At 57.1% G+C, this 20707-nt stretch carries 19 protein-coding genes; 11 read left to right on the top strand and 8 right to left on the bottom strand.

The window, feature by feature from the left end; genetic code table 11:
• Positions 1 to 93 precede the first annotated feature (93 nt).
• Both wzz(fepE) and WFK85_RS20350 read right to left on the bottom strand, forming a co-directional pair.
• The gene (gene wzz(fepE), locus WFK85_RS20355) at positions 94 to 1215 is read right to left on the bottom strand and encodes an LPS O-antigen length regulator Wzz(fepE) (protein WP_336709268.1); all 1122 of its coding nucleotides are present in this window, start codon (positions 1213 to 1215) and stop codon (positions 94 to 96) included.
• Positions 1216 to 1566: 351 nt separating this feature from the next.
• Positions 1567 to 2517, bottom strand: coding sequence for a LysR family transcriptional regulator (locus WFK85_RS20350; protein WP_286180347.1), 951 nt, complete (start codon positions 2515 to 2517; stop codon positions 1567 to 1569).
• 242 nt (positions 2518 to 2759) lie between these two features.
• Here WFK85_RS20350 and WFK85_RS20345 point away from each other — a divergent pair, with 242 nt between their 5' ends.
• Genes WFK85_RS20345 through WFK85_RS20330 form a run of 4 tightly spaced genes read left to right on the top strand, consistent with a single transcriptional unit; the run spans position 2760 to position 7146 of the window.
• Positions 2760 to 4121 (top strand): MFS transporter, encoded by a 1362-nt coding sequence (locus tag WFK85_RS20345; protein ID WP_166995939.1) that lies wholly within the window; start codon positions 2760 to 2762, stop codon positions 4119 to 4121.
• 26 nt (positions 4122 to 4147) lie between these two features.
• Positions 4148 to 4651 carry a formaldehyde-activating enzyme gene (gene fae, locus WFK85_RS20340; protein WP_008458495.1) on the top strand — a complete coding sequence of 168 codons (504 nt, stop codon included), beginning with the start codon at positions 4148 to 4150 and terminating at the stop codon, positions 4649 to 4651.
• Positions 4652 to 4660: 9 nt separating this feature from the next.
• On the top strand, positions 4661 to 5704 hold the full coding sequence (locus WFK85_RS20335) for an aldo/keto reductase (RefSeq protein WP_008458496.1): 1044 nt from the start codon (positions 4661 to 4663) through the stop codon (positions 5702 to 5704).
• The gene (locus WFK85_RS20330) at positions 5701 to 7146 is read left to right on the top strand and encodes an NAD-dependent succinate-semialdehyde dehydrogenase (RefSeq protein WP_336709266.1); all 1446 of its coding nucleotides are present in this window, start codon (positions 5701 to 5703) and stop codon (positions 7144 to 7146) included. Before WFK85_RS20335 ends, WFK85_RS20330 begins: the two co-directional genes overlap by 4 nt.
• Positions 7147 to 7195: 49 nt before the next feature.
• Here the strand turns inward: WFK85_RS20330 and WFK85_RS20325 are convergent, their stop codons facing one another.
• On the bottom strand, positions 7196 to 8323 hold the full coding sequence (locus WFK85_RS20325; RefSeq protein ID WP_442892328.1) for a multidrug effflux MFS transporter: 1128 nt from the start codon (positions 8321 to 8323) through the stop codon (positions 7196 to 7198).
• A gap of 93 nt (positions 8324 to 8416) precedes the next feature.
• Between WFK85_RS20325 and WFK85_RS20320 the strand changes: the two genes are divergently transcribed.
• Positions 8417 to 9190 carry an AraC family transcriptional regulator gene (locus WFK85_RS20320; protein WP_336709264.1) on the top strand — a complete coding sequence of 258 codons (774 nt, stop codon included), beginning with the start codon at positions 8417 to 8419 and terminating at the stop codon, positions 9188 to 9190.
• On the opposite strand, the gene WFK85_RS20315 is transcribed toward WFK85_RS20320, so the two are convergent.
• Both WFK85_RS20315 and WFK85_RS20310 read right to left on the bottom strand, forming a co-directional pair.
• Positions 9187 to 9807 carry a LysE family translocator gene (locus tag WFK85_RS20315; protein WP_008458500.1) on the bottom strand — a complete coding sequence of 207 codons (621 nt, stop codon included), beginning with the start codon at positions 9805 to 9807 and terminating at the stop codon, positions 9187 to 9189. The two genes, WFK85_RS20320 and WFK85_RS20315, sit on opposite strands and share 4 nt — an antisense overlap.
• A 64-nt stretch (positions 9808 to 9871) precedes the next feature.
• Positions 9872 to 10510, bottom strand: coding sequence for a TetR family transcriptional regulator (locus WFK85_RS20310; protein ID WP_166995947.1), 639 nt, complete (start codon positions 10508 to 10510; stop codon positions 9872 to 9874).
• 65 nt (positions 10511 to 10575) lie between these two features.
• On the opposite strand from WFK85_RS20310, the gene WFK85_RS20305 reads away from it, so the two are divergent.
• Positions 10576 to 11772, top strand: coding sequence for a TCR/Tet family MFS transporter (locus WFK85_RS20305; protein WP_336709260.1), 1197 nt, complete (start codon positions 10576 to 10578; stop codon positions 11770 to 11772).
• Between the two features lie 47 nt (positions 11773 to 11819).
• On the opposite strand, the gene WFK85_RS20300 is transcribed toward WFK85_RS20305, so the two are convergent.
• A complete protein-coding gene (locus WFK85_RS20300; RefSeq protein ID WP_008458505.1) occupies positions 11820 to 12284 on the bottom strand; it encodes an Lrp/AsnC family transcriptional regulator in 465 nt (154 codons plus the stop codon).
• Positions 12285 to 12392: 108 nt separating this feature from the next.
• On the opposite strand from WFK85_RS20300, the gene WFK85_RS20295 reads away from it, so the two are divergent.
• Positions 12393 to 13004, top strand: a complete 612-nt coding sequence (locus tag WFK85_RS20295) for a LysE family translocator (RefSeq protein ID WP_008458507.1) — start codon at positions 12393 to 12395, stop codon at positions 13002 to 13004.
• Between the two features lie 35 nt (positions 13005 to 13039).
• Here the strand turns inward: WFK85_RS20295 and WFK85_RS20290 are convergent, their stop codons facing one another.
• Together WFK85_RS20290 and WFK85_RS20285 are read right to left on the bottom strand one after the other, a co-directional pair.
• A complete protein-coding gene (locus tag WFK85_RS20290) occupies positions 13040 to 14515 on the bottom strand; it encodes a methyl-accepting chemotaxis protein (RefSeq protein WP_336709259.1) in 1476 nt (491 codons plus the stop codon).
• A gap of 269 nt (positions 14516 to 14784) precedes the next feature.
• Positions 14785 to 15948, bottom strand: a complete 1164-nt coding sequence (locus WFK85_RS20285) for a methyl-accepting chemotaxis protein (RefSeq protein WP_336709257.1) — start codon at positions 15946 to 15948, stop codon at positions 14785 to 14787.
• Between the two features lie 273 nt (positions 15949 to 16221).
• Here WFK85_RS20285 and WFK85_RS20280 point away from each other — a divergent pair, with 273 nt between their 5' ends.
• From WFK85_RS20280 to fabF, 4 genes are read left to right on the top strand one after another with little or no spacing between them, the layout of a single operon-like run.
• Positions 16222 to 16764, top strand: a complete 543-nt coding sequence (locus WFK85_RS20280) for a winged helix-turn-helix transcriptional regulator (RefSeq protein WP_008458513.1) — start codon at positions 16222 to 16224, stop codon at positions 16762 to 16764.
• Entirely contained in the window at positions 16764 to 17807 is a 1044-nt protein-coding gene (locus tag WFK85_RS20275; protein WP_336709256.1) for an HlyD family secretion protein, read from the top strand. The genes WFK85_RS20280 and WFK85_RS20275 overlap by 1 nt, the downstream gene beginning before the upstream one ends.
• Complete coding sequence (locus tag WFK85_RS20270; protein ID WP_336709254.1) at positions 17804 to 19366, top strand: DHA2 family efflux MFS transporter permease subunit; 1563 nt, start codon at positions 17804 to 17806, stop codon at positions 19364 to 19366. Before WFK85_RS20275 ends, WFK85_RS20270 begins: the two co-directional genes overlap by 4 nt.
• A gap of 18 nt (positions 19367 to 19384) precedes the next feature.
• Positions 19385 to 20668 (top strand): beta-ketoacyl-ACP synthase II, encoded by a 1284-nt coding sequence (gene fabF, locus WFK85_RS20265; protein WP_336709298.1) that lies wholly within the window; start codon positions 19385 to 19387, stop codon positions 20666 to 20668.
• The last annotated feature ends 39 nt before the right edge of the window (positions 20669 to 20707 follow it).

Raw genomic sequence — 20707 nt, 5'->3', positions numbered from 1 at the left:
TGTCATCCCCTTTTGCCATTTCCCTTCGGTTATAACCCTTATTCCGGTAAGAAAAAAGCCTCCGAAGGGAGGCTTTAAAAGGAATGCAGCGCGCTAAACAATTTCCAGCTTTTTCTGCCTATCGGCCATGACATTGCGCATTAGCACGTAGCCACAGGCGCCAATCAGGCCAAGCAAAGCCGCCAGCACGACGATGAGGGATTTCCCCGGGCCTTCTTTTTTCAACGGCAAAGAAGGATTCATTTGATAGCGGAAGGGCTGGAAGTCAACGTCGTTAACCTTGACCTGCTCCAGTTTAGTTAAATAGTACTCCCGGTTTTGAACGCTGGCGTTTAATTCCGCCACATCTTTAAGCGCGGATTCAATTTTCAGTTTTTCGGCCAGCCCATCAGCCCCCAGCGCAACCGAGTAATCAGGATCGTCTTTTACCGCTTGCCCATTGCTGTATACCGGCTTTTTAATTCCCGCCGCGTTAGCAACTTCAAGCGAGTAGCCCAGACGCTGAATATTCACTTTATGCTGGTTTTCGAGGTTTCTCTTATCCAGCTCGAGTTTATCTTTCTCTACCGCGCTTTTTAATTCAACGCTATAGCGTAAATTTTGCACAATGTCTTGATTAACTCGCTGCGCAATAAAGTGAATATAACCGCTCAGCACATCCCTGGCCTCTTCTGGATTCGGTCCAGTGAAGCTTAAAGCCCATGAGGTATAGGGGATGGCATCCGGCAGTTTAGAATCTGCGGTATTTACCGATTTGAATTTTGCAGCCGTTTCCTGAATAGCCCGGTGTAGTTTTACGCTATCGTCCGAGTTAACGGCATTAACAAGCTTTTTAACATACTCAGAATTGGCCAAATACTCTTCACGCAACGCCTGCGAGTCAAAGTCTTTCAGGAAGGCTTGATAAACATGCCCGGCGTCGACATTAGGCGCTGCATCCAGAACCGTCAGCTCAACCATCGCGCGGTGCAACTCGATTAGCTGAGAGGATTCTGGCGGCGTAATAACGGCCTTGCTTGACCATTTCTGCGGCATCAAAAAGCTAACGCCCAACCCGGCTAATGCAGCAGCAAATGTGATGGCAATTATCGTTTTTTTTGCCGCGAAAAGGGTACTTAACAGATGAATCAAATCAATTTCCTGACTCGATTCAGTTATCACCGAAAACGTACGGATATCTTCCACAGGAGCATTTTTTAATTCAATTGCGGACATGTTAACCAACTCATAATAGATGCCAGACGAAACTATACCGACAGGAAACTAATGGATTGAGCACAGAGCTAAATAACAACAAAATAATCAATGATATTTAACACCACGCATTCATAGAACCGAGCATGGTTGAAGAGAAGCAAAGCGTTGCGCCATTATTCCCAAGAATAATCCTAAAAACAACCACCAAATATTGAGATTTGTTTTTTTTTCAGAAATAGAAATGCGATCCAACTCACTTTTCATGGCGTGTCAGGTCAGAGACTGCGTTGAGTTTGGCGAAGCATACTCTCAGCACGTTGTGGAAATTAATCGAATGAAAAATATATGTTAACTCTCATTAAGATCACATTAGAGAGAAAGGGCTATCGGTTCTTCACGGGAAAGAAGCAGCTTTGCCCGGGAAGATTCCCCCTCTTCTTCGTGCCAAAAACGGGCGATCTCGGCCTGAACCCAGTCGCTAAAATAGCCCACTCGCGGCAGCTCCCGCTTGCCCTGGGGGATCTCCAGCCAGTAACCATTTCCGCTTTCAAGCTCCAGCTCCGCCAGCGGCACCAATAACCCGCCACGCAGCTCGTTGCGGATCATCATCCTGTCGAGCACCGCATAGCCTGCCCCGGTCACACAGGCGTTGATCACCTGATCCTCGGTGCTGAACTCCAGCCCGCCGGAAAGCAGACTGTCATTTTCTCCCGTCGCAGCAAGCCAGCGCGACCAGTTATCCAGTCGGATGTCGCCGTTAAGAATATGCAGCTGTGACTGCGAGGCCAGCGAGGGAAAGACGCCGTCAATCATCAGCAGCGGGCTGGCCACCAACAGCAGTTTTTCATGGCACAGCCACTGCCCCCGTCCTTCACTTTCCTGGCGGGTGCCAAAGCGGATGGCGCAGTCAAAATCGCTGTATTTCTGCCGGGTTTCGCTGATAAGGGCAATTTGTAGCTGGCCGTTGCGCTGGCGAAGCGCCACCAGCCGCGGTGCCAGCCAGCGGGTGGCAAAGGTCGGAGCAACCTGCAGGCGAAGATGCTGGAGAGGATTGCGCAGTTGAACGTGGCACACGCCCTCTTCAAGAATATCCAGCGACTGGCGTACCACCGGCAACAGCAGCATCGCGTCCTGGGTCAACTCCAGCCCGCTGTGGGTACGCACGAACAGCAGCTTGCCGAGAAACGCCTCGAGCTGTTTGATTTGCCGACTGGCCGCGCTCTGGGTAATGCACAAGGCCTGCGCCGCTTTGCTAAAGCTAAGCGTCCGGCAAGTCTCTTCAAAGACCCTTAACATACTGAGTGACGGGAGTTTTCTCATTGTTGTCATTATCCGCGGGCGAGCGCCAGTCATGTTAATAATATGTTTCTAACCTGCCCTGAAACACCATCCCCCGCCGCAGCTATTTCTGCAAAACAGGAGGACGATCACATGCGTTTTTTGCCTGGGGGTATGACTAAAACGCACTCGCCTGCTGAGGCGCTTTACTGCCACATTGTTAACGTACTTGAAACATAAAAAATACAAACACCCTACAAAACCACCTCGCGGGAGGAGGCATCATGTCCCACCTGACACAACAGTACACCCGTATGGATGACGTGCCGTTAAACCGTTTCCATATCAAAATCGCCGGCCTGACCTTCGGCGCACACTTTACCGACGGCTACGTGCTCGGCGTCATCGGCTTCGCGCTGGCCCAAATCAAACCTCAAATGGGGTTAACGCCCTTCTGGGAAGGGATGCTCGGCAGTTCGGCGCTGATCGGCCTGTTTCTCGGCAGCCTGGTGTTGGGCTGGATCTCCGATTACGTTGGCCGCCAGAAGATCTTCTGCTTCAGCTTCGTGGTGATCACCCTCGCTTCGGCGCTGCAGTTTTTCGCCACCACGCCAGAACAGTTGTTCTTCTTGCGGGTAATGGTCGGCATCGGCCTCGGCGGCGACTTCTCCGTCGGCCACACTATGCTGGCCGAGTTTTCCCCCCGAAAACATCGCGGCGTCCTGCTCGGCTCATTCAGCGTGATCTGGACCTTTGGCTACGTGGCCGCAGGCTTTGCCGGGCACTTCCTGACGGCGCTAGGGCCGGACGCCTGGCGCTGGCTGCTCTCTTCTTCCGCCCTGCCCGCGCTGATTATTCTGCTGATGCGCATCGGCACGCCGGAATCCCCGCGCTGGCTGATGGGCAAAGGGCGACGAGAAGAAGCGATGGCGATTGTCCATAAACACTTCGGCCCTAACGTGCTGCTGGTGGATGAAGCCCCCGTCGCCTCAAAACAGCGCTTTATGTCGCTGTTCGGGCCGAAATACCGCCGCCGCACCGCCTTCAACAGTCTGTTTTTTGTCTGCCTGGTGATCCCGTATTTCGCCATCTACACCTTCCTGCCGTCGATTCTGCAGGTGATGGGGCTGAACAATAACTTCACCACCGACCTGCTGCTGAACGCCCTGCTGATCGTCGGCGCGCTGCTCGGGATCCTGCTGACGGTGGTCTGCTCGCGCCGTGGCTTCCTGATCGGCTCGTTCGTCTTCCTCGCCGCCTGCCTGGTGATGCTCAGCATCATTCCGGTCAGCCAGTCCGGCTGGTTAATTCTGTTCTTTGCCGCCTTCACGCTGGTGATGTCGGCGGTCAGCAATCTGGTGGGCGTCTTCCCGGCTGAAAGTTTCCCGACGGAAGTGCGCTCGATGGGCGTCGGCTTTGCCACCTCCATGAGCCGCCTCGGCTCCGCCATCGGCACCGGCTTACTGCCGCTGGCCATTCTGAATTACGGCATGCAGGCCACCACCGGCATGCTGGCGCTGATCCTCGTCATCGGTGCCGTTGTCTCTCTCGCCTGGGCGCCTGAAACCAAAGGGTTAACCCTGGTCGATGCCGCTCACGATCCGGCCCAGCGCCACGGCAATGCCGCCGCTGAACCGGCTAAATAACGCTCACGCTTAACAGGAGAAGTCTCGTGGAAATGTATATCGGAGAAGGGTTTGAAGGTAACGGCGTTAACGCCTCGCACATCAACATCATGATTGGCCCACGCAGCGGCGTGGTTGGCCAGGCGTTTTCCAGCAGCCTCGCTTCGCCAAGCCAGGGTCATTGCCCGTTTATGGTGGTGATCAAACCTAACGTTCCGGCCAAACCGATGACGCTGTACGTCAACAAAGCGGAAATCAGCGGCGAGCTGCACGGCAATGCCACCTGGGGAGCCTCTCAGGCCGCCATCGCCAAAGCGGTCACCGAAGCACTTCTGGACGGCACGCTGCCGCCGGAAGCAGAAGACAACTGGTGCATCGTCACCGCCAACTGGGTCAATCCCGGCTGCAACGATATCGACGAGGTGTACCACAACAACTACCGCGCCTGCCGCCAGGCCATCCGCGCGGCCATGGGCAAACTGCCGCAGCGCAGCCAGATTGCTGACGCCCTGCCGCAGCTCGGTAACCCTTTCTACACCCCAAAAGCCTGAGGAGGCGAAATGGAATACGTCAATCTGGGCCACAGCGGCCTGAAAGTCTCTCGCCTGTGCCTCGGCACCATGAACATGGGCAGCAAACAGTGGAAACCTTGGATTTTTGACGAGTCGCAAAGCGAGCCGCTGATCCGTCACGCGCTGGAATCCGGCATTAACTTTATCGACCTCGCGGACTTCTACTCCAGCGGCGCGGGGGAGGAAGTGGTCGGCAACGTGTTAAAACGCATTGCCCGCCGCGATGACCTGGTCCTCACCACCAAAGTCGGCTACCCCATCGGCACCGGCTTTAACAACCAGGGCCATTCACGCAAACACATCATGGAAAGCATCGACGGCAGCCTGAAGCGCCTCGGCACCGACTACGTCGATATCTACATGCTGCACTACTTCGACGTGAATACGCCTGTCGAAGAGACCTGGGCGGCGATGAACGACATCGTGCGCAGTGGCAAAGCGCGCTACGTCGGCGTTTCCACCATGTACACCTGGCAACTGGCGAAAATCCTTTGGTGCTGCGAGCGCTATGGCTACGCGAAACCCATCAATATGCAGTTGCAGCTGAACTGCGCCTACCGCGAAGAAGAGCGGGAAATGATCCCTTTCTGCCGCGACCAGGGGCTTGGCGTGTCAGTCTTTAGCCCGCTCGCCCGCGGCCTGCTGAGCTGTGACTTTACCTCCGTGCGCAACCAGACCGACTTCTTCACCCAGGAGATGTACGCGGACATCACTTCCCGAAACGTTGCGCAGTCCGTCAGCCATGTAGCTCAGCTGCGCGGCCTGCCTCCGGCACAAATTGCTCAGGCATGGGTCCTGAACCATCCGGGCGTGGACTGCATGCTGGTTGGCGCAGATTCTGTACAGCAAATTGACAGCGCAATTGCCGCACTCGGCACACCGCTGGATGAAGATGAGCGCTACGAACTGGAGCGTAACTACACGCCGTGCGACGTCATCAACGACTACACCGCAGGCAAACGTATTGCGCGTGAGAGCCGCGCCGCTCGCGGCCTGTTTATCGACAACGTAACCACAAGGAACATCGCATGAGCAGCTTTGACGCACTGGTTCGTACCGGCTGGTACTGCAACGGTGAATGGCGGGACGCCAACGAGCTCTATGCCGTATTAAACCCGGCAACCGATGAAATAGTGGCTCAGGTAGCCAACGCCGGAGCAAAAGAGACCGAGGCAGCCATCGCTGCCGCACACGCCGCCCTGCCCGCCTGGCGAGCATTAACCGCCAAAGCCCGCTCGCAGATCCTCCAGCGCTGGTTCGCGCTGATCATGGAGCATCAGGCCGAACTGGCAGAACTGATGGTCACCGAACAGGGCAAAGTACTGGCAGAAGCCAAAGGCGAAGTGGCCTACGCCGCCAGCTTTATAGAATGGTTTGCCGAGGAAGCCAAACGTGCCAACGGCAAAACCATTCCTTCTACAAAAGCGGGTAACCAAATCCTCACCTTCAAGGAGCCAGTTGGCGTGGTCGCGGCTATTACCCCATGGAACTTCCCGCTGGCGATGCTAACCCGCAAACTCGGCCCTGCACTGGCTGCGGGCTGCACCGCCGTGATTAAACCGGCAAACGAAACACCGCTTTCGGCCTTCGCGCTTATCGTGCTCGCCGAACAGGCAGGCGTCCCGGCTGGTGTAATTAACGCCGTCACCGGTGATACCGTGGCAATCGGCAGCACGCTGATGGCAAGCCCGACGGTGCGTAAAATCTCCTTCACCGGCTCTACGCCAACCGGCAAGCTGCTGATGCGCCAGGCGGCGGATACCGTGAAAAAACTGTCGCTGGAGCTGGGCGGTAACGCACCGTTTATCGTCTTTGACGATGCGGACATTGACGCCGCCGTAGAGGGTGCGATGGCGGCCAAATTCCGCAACAGCGGGCAAACCTGCGTGTGCGTTAACCGTTTCTACATCCAGGCGGGTGTGTATGAGCAGTTTGTTGAGAAACTCGCTGCCGCCGCGCGGGCGCTGAAAGTTGCCCCTGGCCTGACACCGGGTGCACAGCAGGGGCCGCTGATTCACCAGAAAGCGGTTGAGAAAGTGGAAGCCCACGTGAAGGACGCCCTTGAGCACGGCGCGCGCCTGCTGTGCGGCGGCGAGCGTCACGCCCTCGGCGCATCGTTCTACCAGCCTACCGTGCTGGCCGACGCTACCGAAGCCATGCTGCTGGCCCGCGAAGAAACCTTTGGCCCGCTGGCGGCCTGCTTCCGCTTCAGCGATGAACTGGAGGCGATTGAACGCGCTAATGGCACGCCGTTTGGCCTTGCCGCCTATCTTTATACCCGCGATCTCGCCCGCGCCTTCCGGGTGACACAGCAACTGGAAAGCGGCATGGTCGGCGTTAATGAAGGGATTATCTCCACGGAAGTCGCGCCTTTCGGCGGCGTGAAGGAGTCCGGCCTCGGCCGCGAAGGCTCCGACTGTGGACTAGAAGAGTACCTGGAAACCAAGTATGTGAATCTGGGTGGACTGCTGTAACTGTTGCCTTAGCGATGCGGCCCTCTCCACGAGGAGAGGGCGCAGAGTATTATCTCCGTAAATGTTTCCAACCGATAAGCGTAATGCCCACGGCACATACGATCAGCGTTATATCCAGCCGTTGTCCCCAGCCGGCAACGAAAAGCCCGGCGCCAATCAGCACGTAATAGACCAGGCCGAAAAGTGCGCCTGCCGTCCCCCGGCAATCTGAGTAGGCGCTGAGCGCAGTGCCAAGCACCACCGGAATTGCCATCGAAAAGGCCAGCATCACCATAAACATCGGTGCCAGGAACCAGGGGCTGGCCGACAGCAGGCCAACGCCCAGGCCCCCGATCAGGCCGCAGATACAGGCGAGGCGTAAGAGCGTGGCTGAACTCGCGCCGCGCTGGATGAGTTGATGGTTAAGCTGCGCGCCAGCCAAAGAGCCAAGCGCCAGCAGGACACCGCTCAATCCAAATGTACCGGGCTCCATGCCAAACCGCTCAAACATAAACGGCGCCAGGCCGTAATAGCTGAACAGGCTCACGTTAAACAGCGCGACCAGCGCTGCAGCACGCCAGATCTGCATATCTTTCAGCATTCGCACCGCGACGCTGGCGATGGACTGACTCTGATGCTGCGCAGAGCGAGTTTCTTCCAGCCGCCAGGCGCTCCAGATAAAGAGCAGCAGGGCAAGCGCCACAAGGGCATCAAACACTCCCCGGAAACCGCCCCAGGAAACAAGCATCCCGCCCGCCCACAGGCCTATCGCCGGGCTTACCGCCAGAGCAATGCCCATAAAAGCGAAGATCTTTGCCAGCGTCTGCCCGCTAAAGCGGTCCCGGAGTATCGTCTGGGTGACAACCGACCCGGACGCCGCACCAAAGGCCGCGATAACGCGTGCCGCGAGCAGCAGTCTGAAATCGTGCGCCAGCAGCGCAAGGATCGACCCTACTGCGTAGCATGCCAGGCCCAGCAACAGGGCTGGCTTACGGCCGGCCAGATCGCATACCCGTCCCCAGACCAGAACGCCGAGGGCAAAGCCCGGGAAATAAATGGACAGCGTCCAGGCTGCATCCTGCGCGCTGACCGCGAAATACCCGGCAATATCGGTCAGTGCCGGGCTATAAAAGGTTTCCACAATCTGCGGAAACATCAGTAGCGCCGTTAAGAGCGCCATACCGCGATGTGTTTTCACAATACGTCCTCCTCAAAAAGAGGCGCTATTGTAGGAGAACGTCAGATGAATCATTATAAACATTATGACATTTAATATCGGAAATCAGACATTATGAGCTGGCTAAGTGCGGATGCAGAATTTAACCCTGACGCGCTGCATAACGGCGTGATTGGCGTGCAGGCTGAACTTGGGGATCATGATTCCGGGCTACATCGACACCGGATGGGGCAGTTGCTGTTTACCCGGGAAGGCTGCGTGAAGCTCACGCTGGATGAAGGCCAGGTACTCTCTTTGCTGCCGCCGGGTAAAGTCGCCTGGCTCCCCGGCGGCGTCAGCCATCGGGCAGAAATGAAAAGTAGCGTGGCCTACCGCTCAATCTGGTTTGATATGAAACGTTACCCCACGCTGCCCGCCACCGCGCTGGTGCTCAACGTGACGCCGTTGCTCAACGAACTGCTGGAGAGGATTTCGGCCAGCGCCTGGGAAACGGACTGGGAACAAGGCGCCCCGATGCACATGGCCGCCCTGTGCGTAGCGGAACTGAATGCCGCACAAGAAGTCCCGATGACGCTGCGCTTCCCTCAGGATAAGCGGCTGCGCCACCTGACGGGCGACACGCTGCCGCCGCCGCTCAACGAACTGGCCAGCGTAACCGGCGCAAGCGAGCGCACCATTGGCCGTATTTTCCTCCGGGAAACCGGCCTCTCCTACCAGCCATGGCGGCAGCAGTGGCGTTTAATGAAGGCGGTGGAAATGCTGGCCAGCCACGCGCGGGTTACCGTTGTTGCCTCGGAGCTGGGTTTTTCCAGCGACAGCGCCTTTATCTACTTTTACCGCAGCATGACCGGCCAGACGCCGGGCATGCTGACGGCGAAACAGACTTAACGTCGGCTGATGGCCAGCTTCGCGGCAAAGAGCAGGAACACACAGCCGGTAACGCGATCCATCCACTTCACAACGCCAGGCTTTCTTAGCACGCCGGAAGCGTAGCGCGTGGCAAGAATCAGCGTCAGGGACCACAGCGTGCCAAGCACCGCATGAATAGAAACCAGCAGGAAAGTCCAGAGGATCGGCGAATGGCCGGAGGGGATAAACTGCGGCAGGAAAGAGACGTAGAACACGCCCATTTTCGGATTAAGCACGTTGCCTAACATGCCGCGCAAAAACCAGTTGCTGGCTCGGGTTGAGTCAGCGGAGGCAAGGCTAAAACTCTGGCGAGGACGCAAAAGCAGCTGAATACCCAGCCAGCATAAATACGCGGCACCGCACCACTTGAGCAAGGTATAGGCAAATTCAGAAACTGCCAACAGAGCGCCAAGTCCAAAGGCAACCAGCGCCCCCCACACAAAACAGCCTACGTCGATGCCAAGCGCGGCATGAAAAGCTTTTTTGCCCCCTTCGGCGGCGGCAGTTCTCAGGATAAGGGCGGTATCGAGACCAGGGGTAAGCGTGAGCAGAGTGGCAGCTAGCGTGAAAGCAAGAAGCGCATCGGTGACGGACATTTTTCTAACTCCGAAAACGATAAATCTACTGAAATTCAGCTCAGCCGACAATGCCCTGATGCCGTTATTTTTCGCCGTAAACTGTCCCGTTCATTGCCGCGATAACGCCCGCGGTTCCCCTGTCGATCAGGTCAAGAAACACGGCGGCGGCGGCGGCGTTGCTCAGCGTCTGGCTAAAAGTTCGATGAGCCTGAATCAGCGCCGCGCTCCACGTGGCCAGCACCAGGCCCGCCGCCAGTTGAGTGTGTGGGTCGCTTTTTTCAAGGCCGGCCCCGGCGGCCAGCTCATGCGCCAGCGCCTGGGCAAATTCATCCCGAATCTCTCTGGCTCTCGCTTTCAGTGCCGGGCTGTGCTCAATCGTCGAGACAAACCCCTGCCCCGCCACGGAGAAAGCCACCACCGGGCTATTCTGCTCCACCAGATGGTGAGCAAAGCGACGCAGCGCTTCCAGCGGCCCCGTGTTTTTATCCCGCTGACTCAGCGCACGGCGCAGCATCTGCAACCCCTCTTCTTCGCGGTCGAAGAACATCTCCTCTTTGCGCGGGAAGTGGTTGAACACCGTCATTCTCCCCACCTCTGCCGCCGTGGCGATTTCGTCAATCGTCACCTGTTCAAAGCCTTTTTCCAGAAACAGCCGGGTGGCGACATTAGAAATTTTCTGGCGGGTGGCGAGTCGGTTCAGGGTTCGGCGATCGACGGACATTGACAGGATCCTGCGGAATGGATAATTATGTACTGAGTATATATTGGTACTTAGTACAGGTAAACATGAACAAAGCGCTGGTTGTCATTTTCTCCACCATTTGCCTGGATGCCGTCGGCATCGGCCTGATCTTTCCGATTCTGCCGCGCCTGCTGGAAGAGGTAACGCACACCTCGGATATCGCCCACTGGATCGGCATCATGACCGCGCTGTATGCCCTGATGCAGTTTGTTTTCGCCCCGCTGCTGGGGGCGCTGAGCGACAACTATGGTCGCCGCCCCGTGCTGCTCGTATCCCTTATCGGGGCCGCCGTGAATTATTTGATCATGGCCTTCGCCCCGCACCTGTGGATGCTGCTGCTGGGCCGCGCTATCGCCGGGTTGACCAGCGCGAACGTCTCGGTGGCGATGGCTTACATCACCGACGTCACTCCGGCGGATAAACGCGCCCGTCGCTTCGGGCTGTTTAACGCCATGTTTGGGGCCGGGTTTATCATCGGCCCGGTGCTTGGCGGCCTGTTGGGCGATGCCTGGGTGCGGCTGCCGTTTATTGCGGCTGCCGTGCTAAACACCGTTAACCTGCTGATGGCGCTGTTTATGCTGCCGGAATCCCGCGAACCCGCCCGCCAACGGTTCAGCTTTGCCGTACTCAATCCCCTGCAGCCTCTGCGCCGCATTTTCACCCTGAAAGGGCTAATCCCTATTGCGATGGTCTTTTTCATTCTGAGCGCAACCGGCGAAGTGTACGGCACCTGCTGGGCGCTTTGGGGGACCGATACTTTCGGCTGGAACGGGCTGTGGATTGGGCTTTCTCTCGGCGCTTATGGCATCTGCCAGACGCTGACGCAGGCGCTGCTTCCCGGCCCGATAACCCGCTGGCTGGGGGAGCGCGGCGCGGTGCTGTTTGGCATTTGTAGCTCGTGTATTGCGCTGACGATGCTGGCCTTTGTGCAAGCAGGCTGGCAGGTGTTTGTGATTATGCCGCTGTTCGGGCTTGGCGGCGTTGGCGCCCCGGCCCTGCAGGCGCTAGCCACCCGGAGGGTAGATGAAGCCAGCCAGGGCCAGTTGCAGGGCATTCTGGCCTCGGCGGTCAGCCTCGCGTCTATCATTGCCCCGCTGGGCTTCTCAAGCTTCTACTTTGTGGTGCAGGATTCGTGGCCAGGCGCTATCTGGCTGTCGGTGATTGTGGTGTACGCCGTTGCCGTGCCGCTGGTGTTGTTCAGCACCCGCGGCAAAAGTGAAATACGGCCAATAAGCCCATAAAGCAGCCAGAGAGCGATGGCGGAAAAATCACATCGTAACATGCAGGCCTATTTTAACTTCTCCAGCGGAAAGGGCCTGTCCTGTACCACGGTTTTCATCACCAGCGTCGAGCGGAGATGCTGCACACCGGGCATGGCCGATAGTTTTCTGTCATACAGCGCCTGGAACGAAGGCAGGTCCCGGGTTACGACCTGCATCAGATAGTCCGGGTCGCCAAACAGTCTCTGCGCCAGCACAATTTGCGGGATATCTTCCACAGCTTCTTCAAACGCGCTGACGGCCTTTCTGTCCCCTTCTTTGAGCGTCGCAAAGACCAGAGCCACAAAATTAAAGCCCATCTTGCCCGGGTCAAGGTTAGCCCGATAGCCCGTAATGACCCCCTCTTGCTCCAGCGCTCTGAGCCGACGATGGCACGGCGAGAGGCTGAGGTTAACCCGCTCGGCCAGGTCGGTAATGGACAGACGCCCATCGGCCTGGAGTTCAGCAAGAATTTTTCTGTCTACGCTATCCATTTGGAATATTCTCTCTTTTAACAAGAGTTTTGAGCATAACATTGAAAGCCCATTGCCGGGGATTAACCGTATTCTTTCTTTCCCGTTATCCAAGAGAGAAATACCATCATGGCGATGAGCCTTGCCGCAGGATTCTGGCTGGTTTCGTTCCTGCTAATCATCACCCCAGGAGCTGACTGGGCTTACACCATCAGCGCCGGAATCAATGGCCGCAGAATTATTCCCGCCGTGGCCGGACTGATGTCGGGCCATGCTATCGCGACAATCATTGTTGTTGCCGGCGTGGGGGTTCTGCTCGCCGGACATCCACTCGCTTTATCCGTCCTCACGCTGCTGGGTGCGCTCTATTTGCTCTGGCTTGGCCTCACTATTTTGCGCAGCCCTCCCGGGCTGAACGCCGCCGCTCAGAACAACGGCAACTGGCAACAGTGGGCCATCAAAGGGATGTGTATCAGCGGCCTGAATCCGAAAGTGTTTCTGCTTTTTCTGGCCCTTTTACCGCAGTTTACCGATCCCCAGGGGAAGTGGTCAGTGGCGCAGCAGATGTCCGCTCTGGGTGCGATGCACCTGGTGACCTGTACCCTGATTTATCTCTTGATTGGTTACGGTTCAAGAGCCCTCTTAAGCACCCGCCCTCAGGCCGCTCGCAGGGTGAGTATGCTTTCGGGTGTCCTCATGGTAATCATTGCGCTGCTGCTGATTTACGAGCAGTTGAAATAGCGAAAAAAGGAGGCAGGATACCTGCCTCCGAAGAACTACGCCTGATGTAGGGTGAAGACACGAATACTGTTGAGCAACAAGCCGGATTGTTCCTTCAGGGAACCGCTGGCCGCGGAGGACTGCTCAACCAGGGAGGCGTTTTGCTGAGTGGTGGTATCGATCTGCCGCACGCGGGCAACGTTTTCAACGATTTCCTGCATGCCCTCATCCGCTTCCGTGACCAGCTTACGGCCATCGGTGATTTTGTTCACGGACGCGCTAATGATGTCACGAATCTCTTTCGCGGAGGCCGAACTTCTCTGCGCCAGCGTTCTCACTTCCCCGGCTACCACGGCAAAACCGCGCCCCTGTTCACCGGCTCTGGCAGCCTCAACGGCGGCATTTAATGCCAGGATATTTGTCTGGAAAGCAATTCCTTCAATGGCCGCAATGATATCGGTCATCCGGCCTGCATCAGCATGGATTTCGCCCATGGCATCGGCCACCACGTGCATACGTTCGCTGTTGGCCTTGACCATTTCTCCGGACTCATTAAACAGCGTATTCACCCGATGGGCATGACTGGCGGTGCTCTTGATCGTCGACGTTAGCTGCTCTAAGGTCGCGGCAGTTTGTTCGACGCTCGCCGCCTGTTCCTCTGTTCGTGAGGCGAGATCCTGGTTCCCGGCATCAATTTCATCCGCTGCCAGGGCAATACTTTCCGCCCCGCTGCTGACGTTCCTAACCGTACTCCCAAGCGAAGTAATCATTTCCTGCAATGAATGCATGAGCTGCCCCAGCTCGTCCTTCGCATGCACATGCACTTTGGCGGTGAGATCGCCCTGCGCCACTCTGCCGGCAACGTTAACGGCCTGCAGCAGCGGATGCGTAATACTGCGGGTTATGTACCAGGCCGTTGCCGCTCCCAGCGCCACACCCAGCGCCACTAGCAGCAACATGAGCAGCTCATTATTACGGGAGTTTTTCTGAATGCTGGCATGCGTGTTATCGATAAGCTGTTTTTGGAAATCCAGCAGAGCCTGCAGCCCCTGCCGATATTCTTCGCTTATCGGAATAAAACGTTCCGAGATATAGCTATCCATGCCCTCATGTTCGCTCCGCTCAGCCCGGGCCAACCCTTCGGAACGAACCTGCAAATACTTTTCACGCACGGGGACAAGATTCGCCAGCAGGTGTTTGCCGGTTTCCAACGCAATCAAAGATGTGAGCTGGGACTGGACTCGGGTGGTGACCGCCGAATTCTGCGCAATGCTGGCGAGCAGTTTCTTACGCAGCATCGCATTTTCAGTTCCCATTGCCGCGATAGCGTTCCCGCTGCTCTTGTCGACCTGCGCCAGCCATTCCTCGACCAGCCTTTCCTTCAGCAAATGCTGGTTAATCATCTCATCGACGGCGTGAACATTGTTCCGGCTGAACAGGCTGGCGCCGATCCCCATCAGAATCATTAAAAACAACAGCAGAAAAAAACCGCCGCTTAGCCTGACGCCTACACGCAAATTACTTAGTTTCATTCTCGTTCCTTAGAAAACCACATCCCGGAGTGCCCCCGGCGCCTGGCGCGAGGGAATGGCGTGTTTTGTAACCACGTTGTTAACCGATATCGGAGGTCACGGTTATTTCTGCAGGCAAAAACCAGGGGGGAACGGTCGATAAAGCAGCATTTTGGCCCGAAGCAATGCTTTAATGTGATCTGCATCACAATGAAAAAGTCATTGAAAAATAAAAGGCCCCGGCATATTCATGCGTCGGAGCCTTTTATTATTTGCTCTAAAGTTAAAGATTAAAACGCCTGCCAGTGTTCCTCTTCTCTTTTTAACGCCCGGCGCGGTGCCAGCTGGGGCGATAATATTACGCTTGCCTCATCGCTTGCCCCCAAATGCAGGCTGCTGGTTCTTTTTTCCAGCTCGAACACTTGTTTATTCAGCACTTCTGAAGATCCGGCCAGCTCTTCCACCACCGCTACGTTCCCCTGGGTGACTTTCTCCAGTTCGGAGAGCGCCGTGGTAATTTGCTGAATACCTTTTTCCTGTTCGTTGGTGGAGATAAAAATATGCCCCATCAGCGCGTCGATATTTTCTGAACCAGAAACAATATCCTTCATATTTTTTTCCGCTTCGGAGACCAGGCTTGCGCCCTGCAGAACGTTTTGGTTGGTGATATCAATTAACGACTTAATGTTCTTGGCCGATTCCGAGCTTTTATGCGCCAGATTTCTGACTTCACCGGCCACCACCGCAAAGCCTTTGCCGTGTTCCCCGGCGCGGGCGGCTTCCACCGCAGCGTTCAGCGCCAGGATATTGGTCTGGAAGGCAATGCTGTCGATGATGGTAATGATTTCCGTCATCTTGTTGGCGCAGTCGGTGATTGAGGTCATGTTGCTGGTCAGCTTCTGCATCAGGTCACTGCCGTGGTTGGCCGAACGGTGCGCGCCGCTGGTGATGTCGCTCAGCTCGCGGGTGCTGTCGGCATTGTTTTTTGTCCCGGCGGAAATCTGTTCCATGCTCGATGCCGTCTGAATCAGCATCGCCGACTGCTGCTCGGTTTTTACCGACAGCGTGGCGCTCTGGTGCGCCAGACTTTCCGAAAGCGCTTTGGCCGACTGGGACGACTTGCGAATATCCATTACCAGGGTGGTAATCTCAGCGGAAAGCGTATTTATGCCCGGAATCAATCGTCCGGCACAATTATTACCAAACTCAGGGATATGCACCGATAAATTCCCCGAGTTAATTTCGTCAATGCTCCGTTTAACATTATTAATGGGCCGTACAAGATATATCGTCATATACGTCCACAGGGAGAAGAGTAAGACAACCCAGGCAATATTAAGCATGGCTAAAACAAGCACGCTAGCTGATAAAGCAAATGCTAAGAAATCTATAACTAAAAAGGATATTGCCAAAAAATAGACAATAACGCTTCGAACGCTGGCATTCTTAAGCATAGGTAATCCTGTGCGAGACTTGGGCGGGTATATTATTTATTACCTGGATTTATGGAAAAGCCATCCCATAAAATAAATCAGAATTTAACGCCGACATAAGTCAACTGAAAAGATTTTAAATCCGCACTTTTCGTTTAAGAACGACGCCTTTCTGAATATATCCGTGACGTTACGATCAAGTCACTTTCATCAGCGCTGTATTTAGTAACTTGCATTTTGAAAGTCACTATGCCAATTTGTCAGCAGACGATAACCCCGCCCCCGGATCGAACCATGAAAAACGAACCTCTGTGCAGCGCTCCCTGCCCCATTGCCCGCAGTCTTGGCCGTATCGGCGACAGCTGGAGCATCATGATCCTGCGGGATGCCCTGGCCGGTTTTACCCGCTTCGATGAATTTCAGAAGAGCAGCAACGTGGCGCCCAATATTCTTTCGCGCCGCCTGAAAGAGCTGGTTGATGATGGCTTACTGGAGAAGGTTTGCTACAGCAGCTCGCCGCCGCGCTACGAATATCACCTCACCCAAAGCGGGCGTGATTTCCGCATGGTGATTCTGGCACTGGCGGAATGGGGCAACCGCCACTTCGCGCCCGAAGGGCGTCAGATGCAGCTGGTTGAGCGCGAAACCCAGCGCCCGGTAGAGCCCATTCTTACCGATAAAGAAACCGGCGAGCTGATTGAGCCTGGAAAATACGCCATGGTGCCGGGCCCAGCGGCCTCACCGATGATGAAATACCGCCACGACTACCTGCAGCGTAAACACGCCGGCGACGCCGGGCTTAAATTCCAGCCAGAACCGTACAGAGAACCCCAGTAATGAACGCCGCCCATAAGAAAAAATTGATCACGCTGACCGTACTTGGTGCCGCGGTGTTGGCGGCCGCAGGCTATGGTACATGGTGGTGGCACAGCGGGCGTTTTATTCAGTCGACTGACGACGCCTACATCGGCGGGGATATCAGCGCCATTTCAACCAAAGTCTCCGGCTACATTCAGCAAATTGCGGTGCAGGACAACACGGCGGTGAAAAAAGGCGACCTGCTGATCCGCATTGACGATCGTGATTACCAGGCCGCGCTGGCGAAAGCCCTTGGGGAAGTTGCCGCCCAGCAGGCTGCGCTGGCGGATATCGCCGCCACGCGCCAGCTGCAGCAGGCGACGATTGAAGGTTCCACCGCTTCTTTAGCGGCAGCGGCGGCGGCAACGGACAAAACGGCCAACGACAACCGCCGCTATAACGCCCTGGAAGCCTCGAGCGCCATTTCAGCCCAAATACGCGACAACGCCTCGGCGGATTATCGGCGGGCGCGGGCGGAACAAAGCAAAGCCCTGGCCGACAAAGCCGTGGCCCAGCGCCAGCTCGCGGTGCTTGATGCCCGTGAAAAACAAACCCAGGCCGCGCTGGAACAGGCGCAGGCTAACCTGGCGATGGCGAAGCTGAATCTCAGCTATACCGAAATTCGCGCCCCGTTTGACGGCGTGATCGGCAACCGCCGCGCGTGGACCGGCTCCTTCGTGACCAGCGGCACGCAGCTACTCTCGCTGGTGCCTTCCCAGGGGCTTTGGGTCGATGCCAACTTCAAGGAAAACCAGCTGGCGCACATGCGAGCCGGTTTACCGGTGACCGTGGTGGCCGACGTGCTGCCGAACCACACCTTTAAGGGCCACGTTGCCAGCGTCTCTCCGGCGACCGGCTCCCGGTTCAGCATTCTTCCGGCGGAAAACGCCACGGGGAACTTCACCAAAATCGTTCAGCGGGTTCCGGTGCGGATAGCGCTGGAAGGTGACGGCGCAAAACTGGATGTGCTTCGTCCGGGGCTGTCGGTCATCGTTACCGTCGATCAAAAGAGCACGCGATGAGCACCGCCCAGGCCGCACCGATGCCGCTGGGCATCTCTATGCCAATGGCAAAAAAGATCTTCGCTTTTGCCAGCATGTGCGTCGGGATGTTTATTGCGCTGATTGATATCCAAATCGTCTCCGCGTCGCTGCGGGATATCGGCGGCGGCCTTTCGGCTGGGGATGATGAAACTGTCTGGGTGCAAACCAGCTACCTGATCGCCGAGATCATTATTATTCCGCTGTCCGGGTGGCTGGCGCGGGTGATGTCCACCCGCTGGCTGTTTGCCGCCTCGGCGGCAGGCTTCACCCTGATGAGCCTGCTCTGCGGCTGGGCGTGGAATATTCAAAGCATGATTGCCTTCCGTGCCCTGCAAGGGCTGGCGGGCGGCTCGATGATCCCGCTGGTGTTTACCACCGCCTTCGCTTTCTTTCAGGGCAAACAGCGCGTTATTGCCGCCGCGACCATCGGCGGCCTGGCTTCGCTGGCTCCGACGCTTGGCCCCACCGTCGGCGGCTGGATCACCGAGAACTTCAACTGGCACTGGCTGTTCTTTATTAACGTCATCCCGGGGATTTATATCGCCGTCGCCGTGCCGCTGCTGGTGAAGGTGGATAGTCCTGATTTCTCGCTGCTGCGCGGCGCGGACTATTTCAGTATTTTGCTGCTGGCGGCCTCGCTCGGCTGCCTGGAATATACGCTGGAAGAAGGCCCGCGCTGGGGTTGGTTTGATGACAACACCATCGCCACAACCGGCTGGATAGCGCTGCTGTGCGGCATCGCCTTTATTATTCGAACGCTGCGCCACGCCCAGCCGGTGATGGACCTGCGGGCGCTCAAGGACAGAACCTTTAGCCTCGGCTGCTATTTCTCGTTTATGGCCGGGGTGGGCATTTTCGCCACGATCTATTTAACGCCGCTGTATCTCGGCAGCGTACGCGGCTTTAGCGCGCTGGAAATCGGCCTGGCGGTGTTTTCCACTGGCCTGTTCCAGGTGATGTCGATTCCCTTTTATGCCTGGCTGGCAAACCGCGTGGATCTCCGCTGGCTGCTGATGGCCGGGCTGATCGGCTTTGCCATTTCGATGTACAGCTTCGTGCCGATCACCCACGACTGGGGCGCGGACCAACTGCTGCTGCCGCAGGCGTTTCGCGGCCTTGCGCAGCAGTTCGCCGTCGCGCCTACGGTAACGTTAACGCTGGGCAGCCTGCCGCCCGCGCGGCTTAAGCTTGCCTCCGGGCTGTTCAACTTGATGCGTAACCTCGGCGGCGCTATCGGCATTGCGCTGTGCGGCACGGTGTTGAATGACAGAACCAACCTGCACTACAGCCGCCTGGCCGACCATCTCAATACCGCTAACCTCGCGATGACGGATTTTGTCCAGCGCAGCGCCGCCGGCCTGGCCGCGCAGGGTCTGTCCCCGGATGCCGCCACCAGCGGGGCGCTAAAAAACTTGTCCTCTCTGGCACTGCGCGAGGCACGAACTCAGGCATTTTCGGATGCTTTTTACCTGATCATGATAGGTTTTTTGATTGCTGCGATGCTGGTTCCGTTAATGAAAAAGCCGCAGCCACACTGATATTTCAGGAGAATAATGATGGGCGTTTCAGCGAAAAGGATTGTGGTCACGGGCATGGGTATCGTCAGCCCGCTGGGCTGTGGCGTGCAGCATGTCTGGCGGTCGCTGCTGGCGGGAAAATCCGGCATCTCGGCGCTGGATGAAAACATCGTGGCAGATATCCCCTGCAAAGTGGCCGGTCAGGTGCCGTCCGTAGAACAGGATCCTGAGCACGGCTTTGATCCGCTGGCGACGATCCCCGCCAAAGAACGTAAAAAGATGGATCGGTTCATCGAGTTTGCACTGGTTGCCGCCCATGAAGCGCTCGCCCAGGCGGGCTGGTCTCCAGCTTCGCAGGAAGAGAAAGATCGTACCGCAACGGTGATTGCCACCGGGATCGGCGGCTTCAGCGAAATAGCCAATGCAGTGCGCACCACGGACGAGCGCGGACCACGTCGCCTGTCGCCGTTTACCATCCCCTCTTTCCTCGCCAACCTTGCCGCCGGGCATGTGTCCATTGCGCACGGCTTTCGTGGGCCGATTGGTGCCCCGGTGACCGCCTGTGCCGCCGGAGCCCAGGCCATTGGCGATGCCGCCCGCTTGATCCGCAGCGGCGAGGCTGATATTGCCCTTTGCGGCGGCGCAGAAGCGGCCATTCACCGCGTCAGCCTGGCCGGATTTGCTGCCGCACGCGCGCTGTCTACCGCCTCCAACGACAATCCCGAAGCCGCCTCACGCCCGTTCGACCGTGACCGGGACGGTTTTGTGATGGGCGAAGGCGCCGGGCTTATCGTGATTGAATCTCTGGAACACGCCATGGCTCGTGGCGCAACGCCGCTGGCTGAGCTGGTCGGCTACGGCACCAGCGCGGATGCCTGGCATTTGACCGCCGGGCCGGAAGACGGCAACGGCGCAAGGCGAGCAATGGAGGCGGCCCTTCGCCAGGCCGGCATTGCAGCCGCGGATGTTGACCATATCAACGCGCACGCAACCTCGACGCAGGTCGGCGACAAAGGCGAGCTGGCGGCGATTAAAGCGCTTTTCGGCACGCATCCGGTGGCTGTGACGTCAACGAAATCCGCCACCGGCCACCTGCTGGGCGCGGCGGGCGGCATCGAGGCTATATTTACTATTCAGGCATTGCGTGACCAGGTTGTGCCGCCGACGCTGAATCTGCATCACCCCGATGAAGAGGCGGCCGGGCTGGATCTGGTGGCGCTTACCGCCCGGCCGAAGACGCTGCGCTATGCGCTGTCGAACGGGTTTGGTTTTGGCGGCGTGAATGCAAGCCTGCTGTTGAAACGGTGGGAATCCGGGGAATAACAAGAACCTCACCCCGGCCCTCTCCCTGGAAGGAAGAGG

Origin of the sequence: Cedecea sp. VD22, assembly GCF_037150195.1 — a bacterium.
Classification (GTDB): Bacteria; Pseudomonadota; Gammaproteobacteria; order Enterobacterales; family Enterobacteriaceae; genus Cedecea.
The sequence above is the reverse complement of the archived record's forward strand: the minus strand, read 5'-3'. Positions and strand labels throughout refer to the sequence as shown.

What these genes read in the sequence shown, in the direction of transcription:
- WFK85_RS20330 (WP_336709266.1), top strand. Translation starts at nt 5,701, where the DNA reads ATGAGCAGCTTTGACGCACTGGTTCGTACCGGCTGGTACTGCAACGGT.
- WFK85_RS20280 (WP_008458513.1), top strand. Translation starts at nt 16,222, where the DNA reads ATGAAAAACGAACCTCTGTGCAGCGCTCCCTGCCCCATTGCCCGCAGT.
- WFK85_RS20275 (WP_336709256.1), top strand. Translation starts at nt 16,764, where the DNA reads ATGAACGCCGCCCATAAGAAAAAATTGATCACGCTGACCGTACTTGGT.
- WFK85_RS20270 (WP_336709254.1), top strand. Translation starts at nt 17,804, where the DNA reads ATGAGCACCGCCCAGGCCGCACCGATGCCGCTGGGCATCTCTATGCCA.
- WFK85_RS20285 (WP_336709257.1), bottom strand. Translation starts at nt 15,948, where the DNA reads ATGCTTAAGAATGCCAGCGTTCGAAGCGTTATTGTCTATTTTTTGGCA.
- WFK85_RS20305 (WP_336709260.1), top strand. Translation starts at nt 10,576, where the DNA reads ATGAACAAAGCGCTGGTTGTCATTTTCTCCACCATTTGCCTGGATGCC.
- WFK85_RS20315 (WP_008458500.1), bottom strand. Translation starts at nt 9,807, where the DNA reads ATGTCCGTCACCGATGCGCTTCTTGCTTTCACGCTAGCTGCCACTCTG.
- WFK85_RS20295 (WP_008458507.1), top strand. Translation starts at nt 12,393, where the DNA reads ATGGCGATGAGCCTTGCCGCAGGATTCTGGCTGGTTTCGTTCCTGCTA.
- WFK85_RS20290 (WP_336709259.1), bottom strand. Translation starts at nt 14,515, where the DNA reads ATGAAACTAAGTAATTTGCGTGTAGGCGTCAGGCTAAGCGGCGGTTTT.
- WFK85_RS20335 (WP_008458496.1), top strand. Translation starts at nt 4,661, where the DNA reads ATGGAATACGTCAATCTGGGCCACAGCGGCCTGAAAGTCTCTCGCCTG.
- WFK85_RS20300 (WP_008458505.1), bottom strand. Translation starts at nt 12,284, where the DNA reads ATGGATAGCGTAGACAGAAAAATTCTTGCTGAACTCCAGGCCGATGGG.
- WFK85_RS20310 (WP_166995947.1), bottom strand. Translation starts at nt 10,510, where the DNA reads ATGTCCGTCGATCGCCGAACCCTGAACCGACTCGCCACCCGCCAGAAA.
- WFK85_RS20345 (WP_166995939.1), top strand. Translation starts at nt 2,760, where the DNA reads ATGTCCCACCTGACACAACAGTACACCCGTATGGATGACGTGCCGTTA.
- WFK85_RS20320 (WP_336709264.1), top strand. Translation starts at nt 8,417, where the DNA reads ATGAGCTGGCTAAGTGCGGATGCAGAATTTAACCCTGACGCGCTGCAT.
- WFK85_RS20350 (WP_286180347.1), bottom strand. Translation starts at nt 2,517, where the DNA reads ATGAGAAAACTCCCGTCACTCAGTATGTTAAGGGTCTTTGAAGAGACT.
- fabF (WP_336709298.1), top strand. Translation starts at nt 19,385, where the DNA reads ATGGGCGTTTCAGCGAAAAGGATTGTGGTCACGGGCATGGGTATCGTC.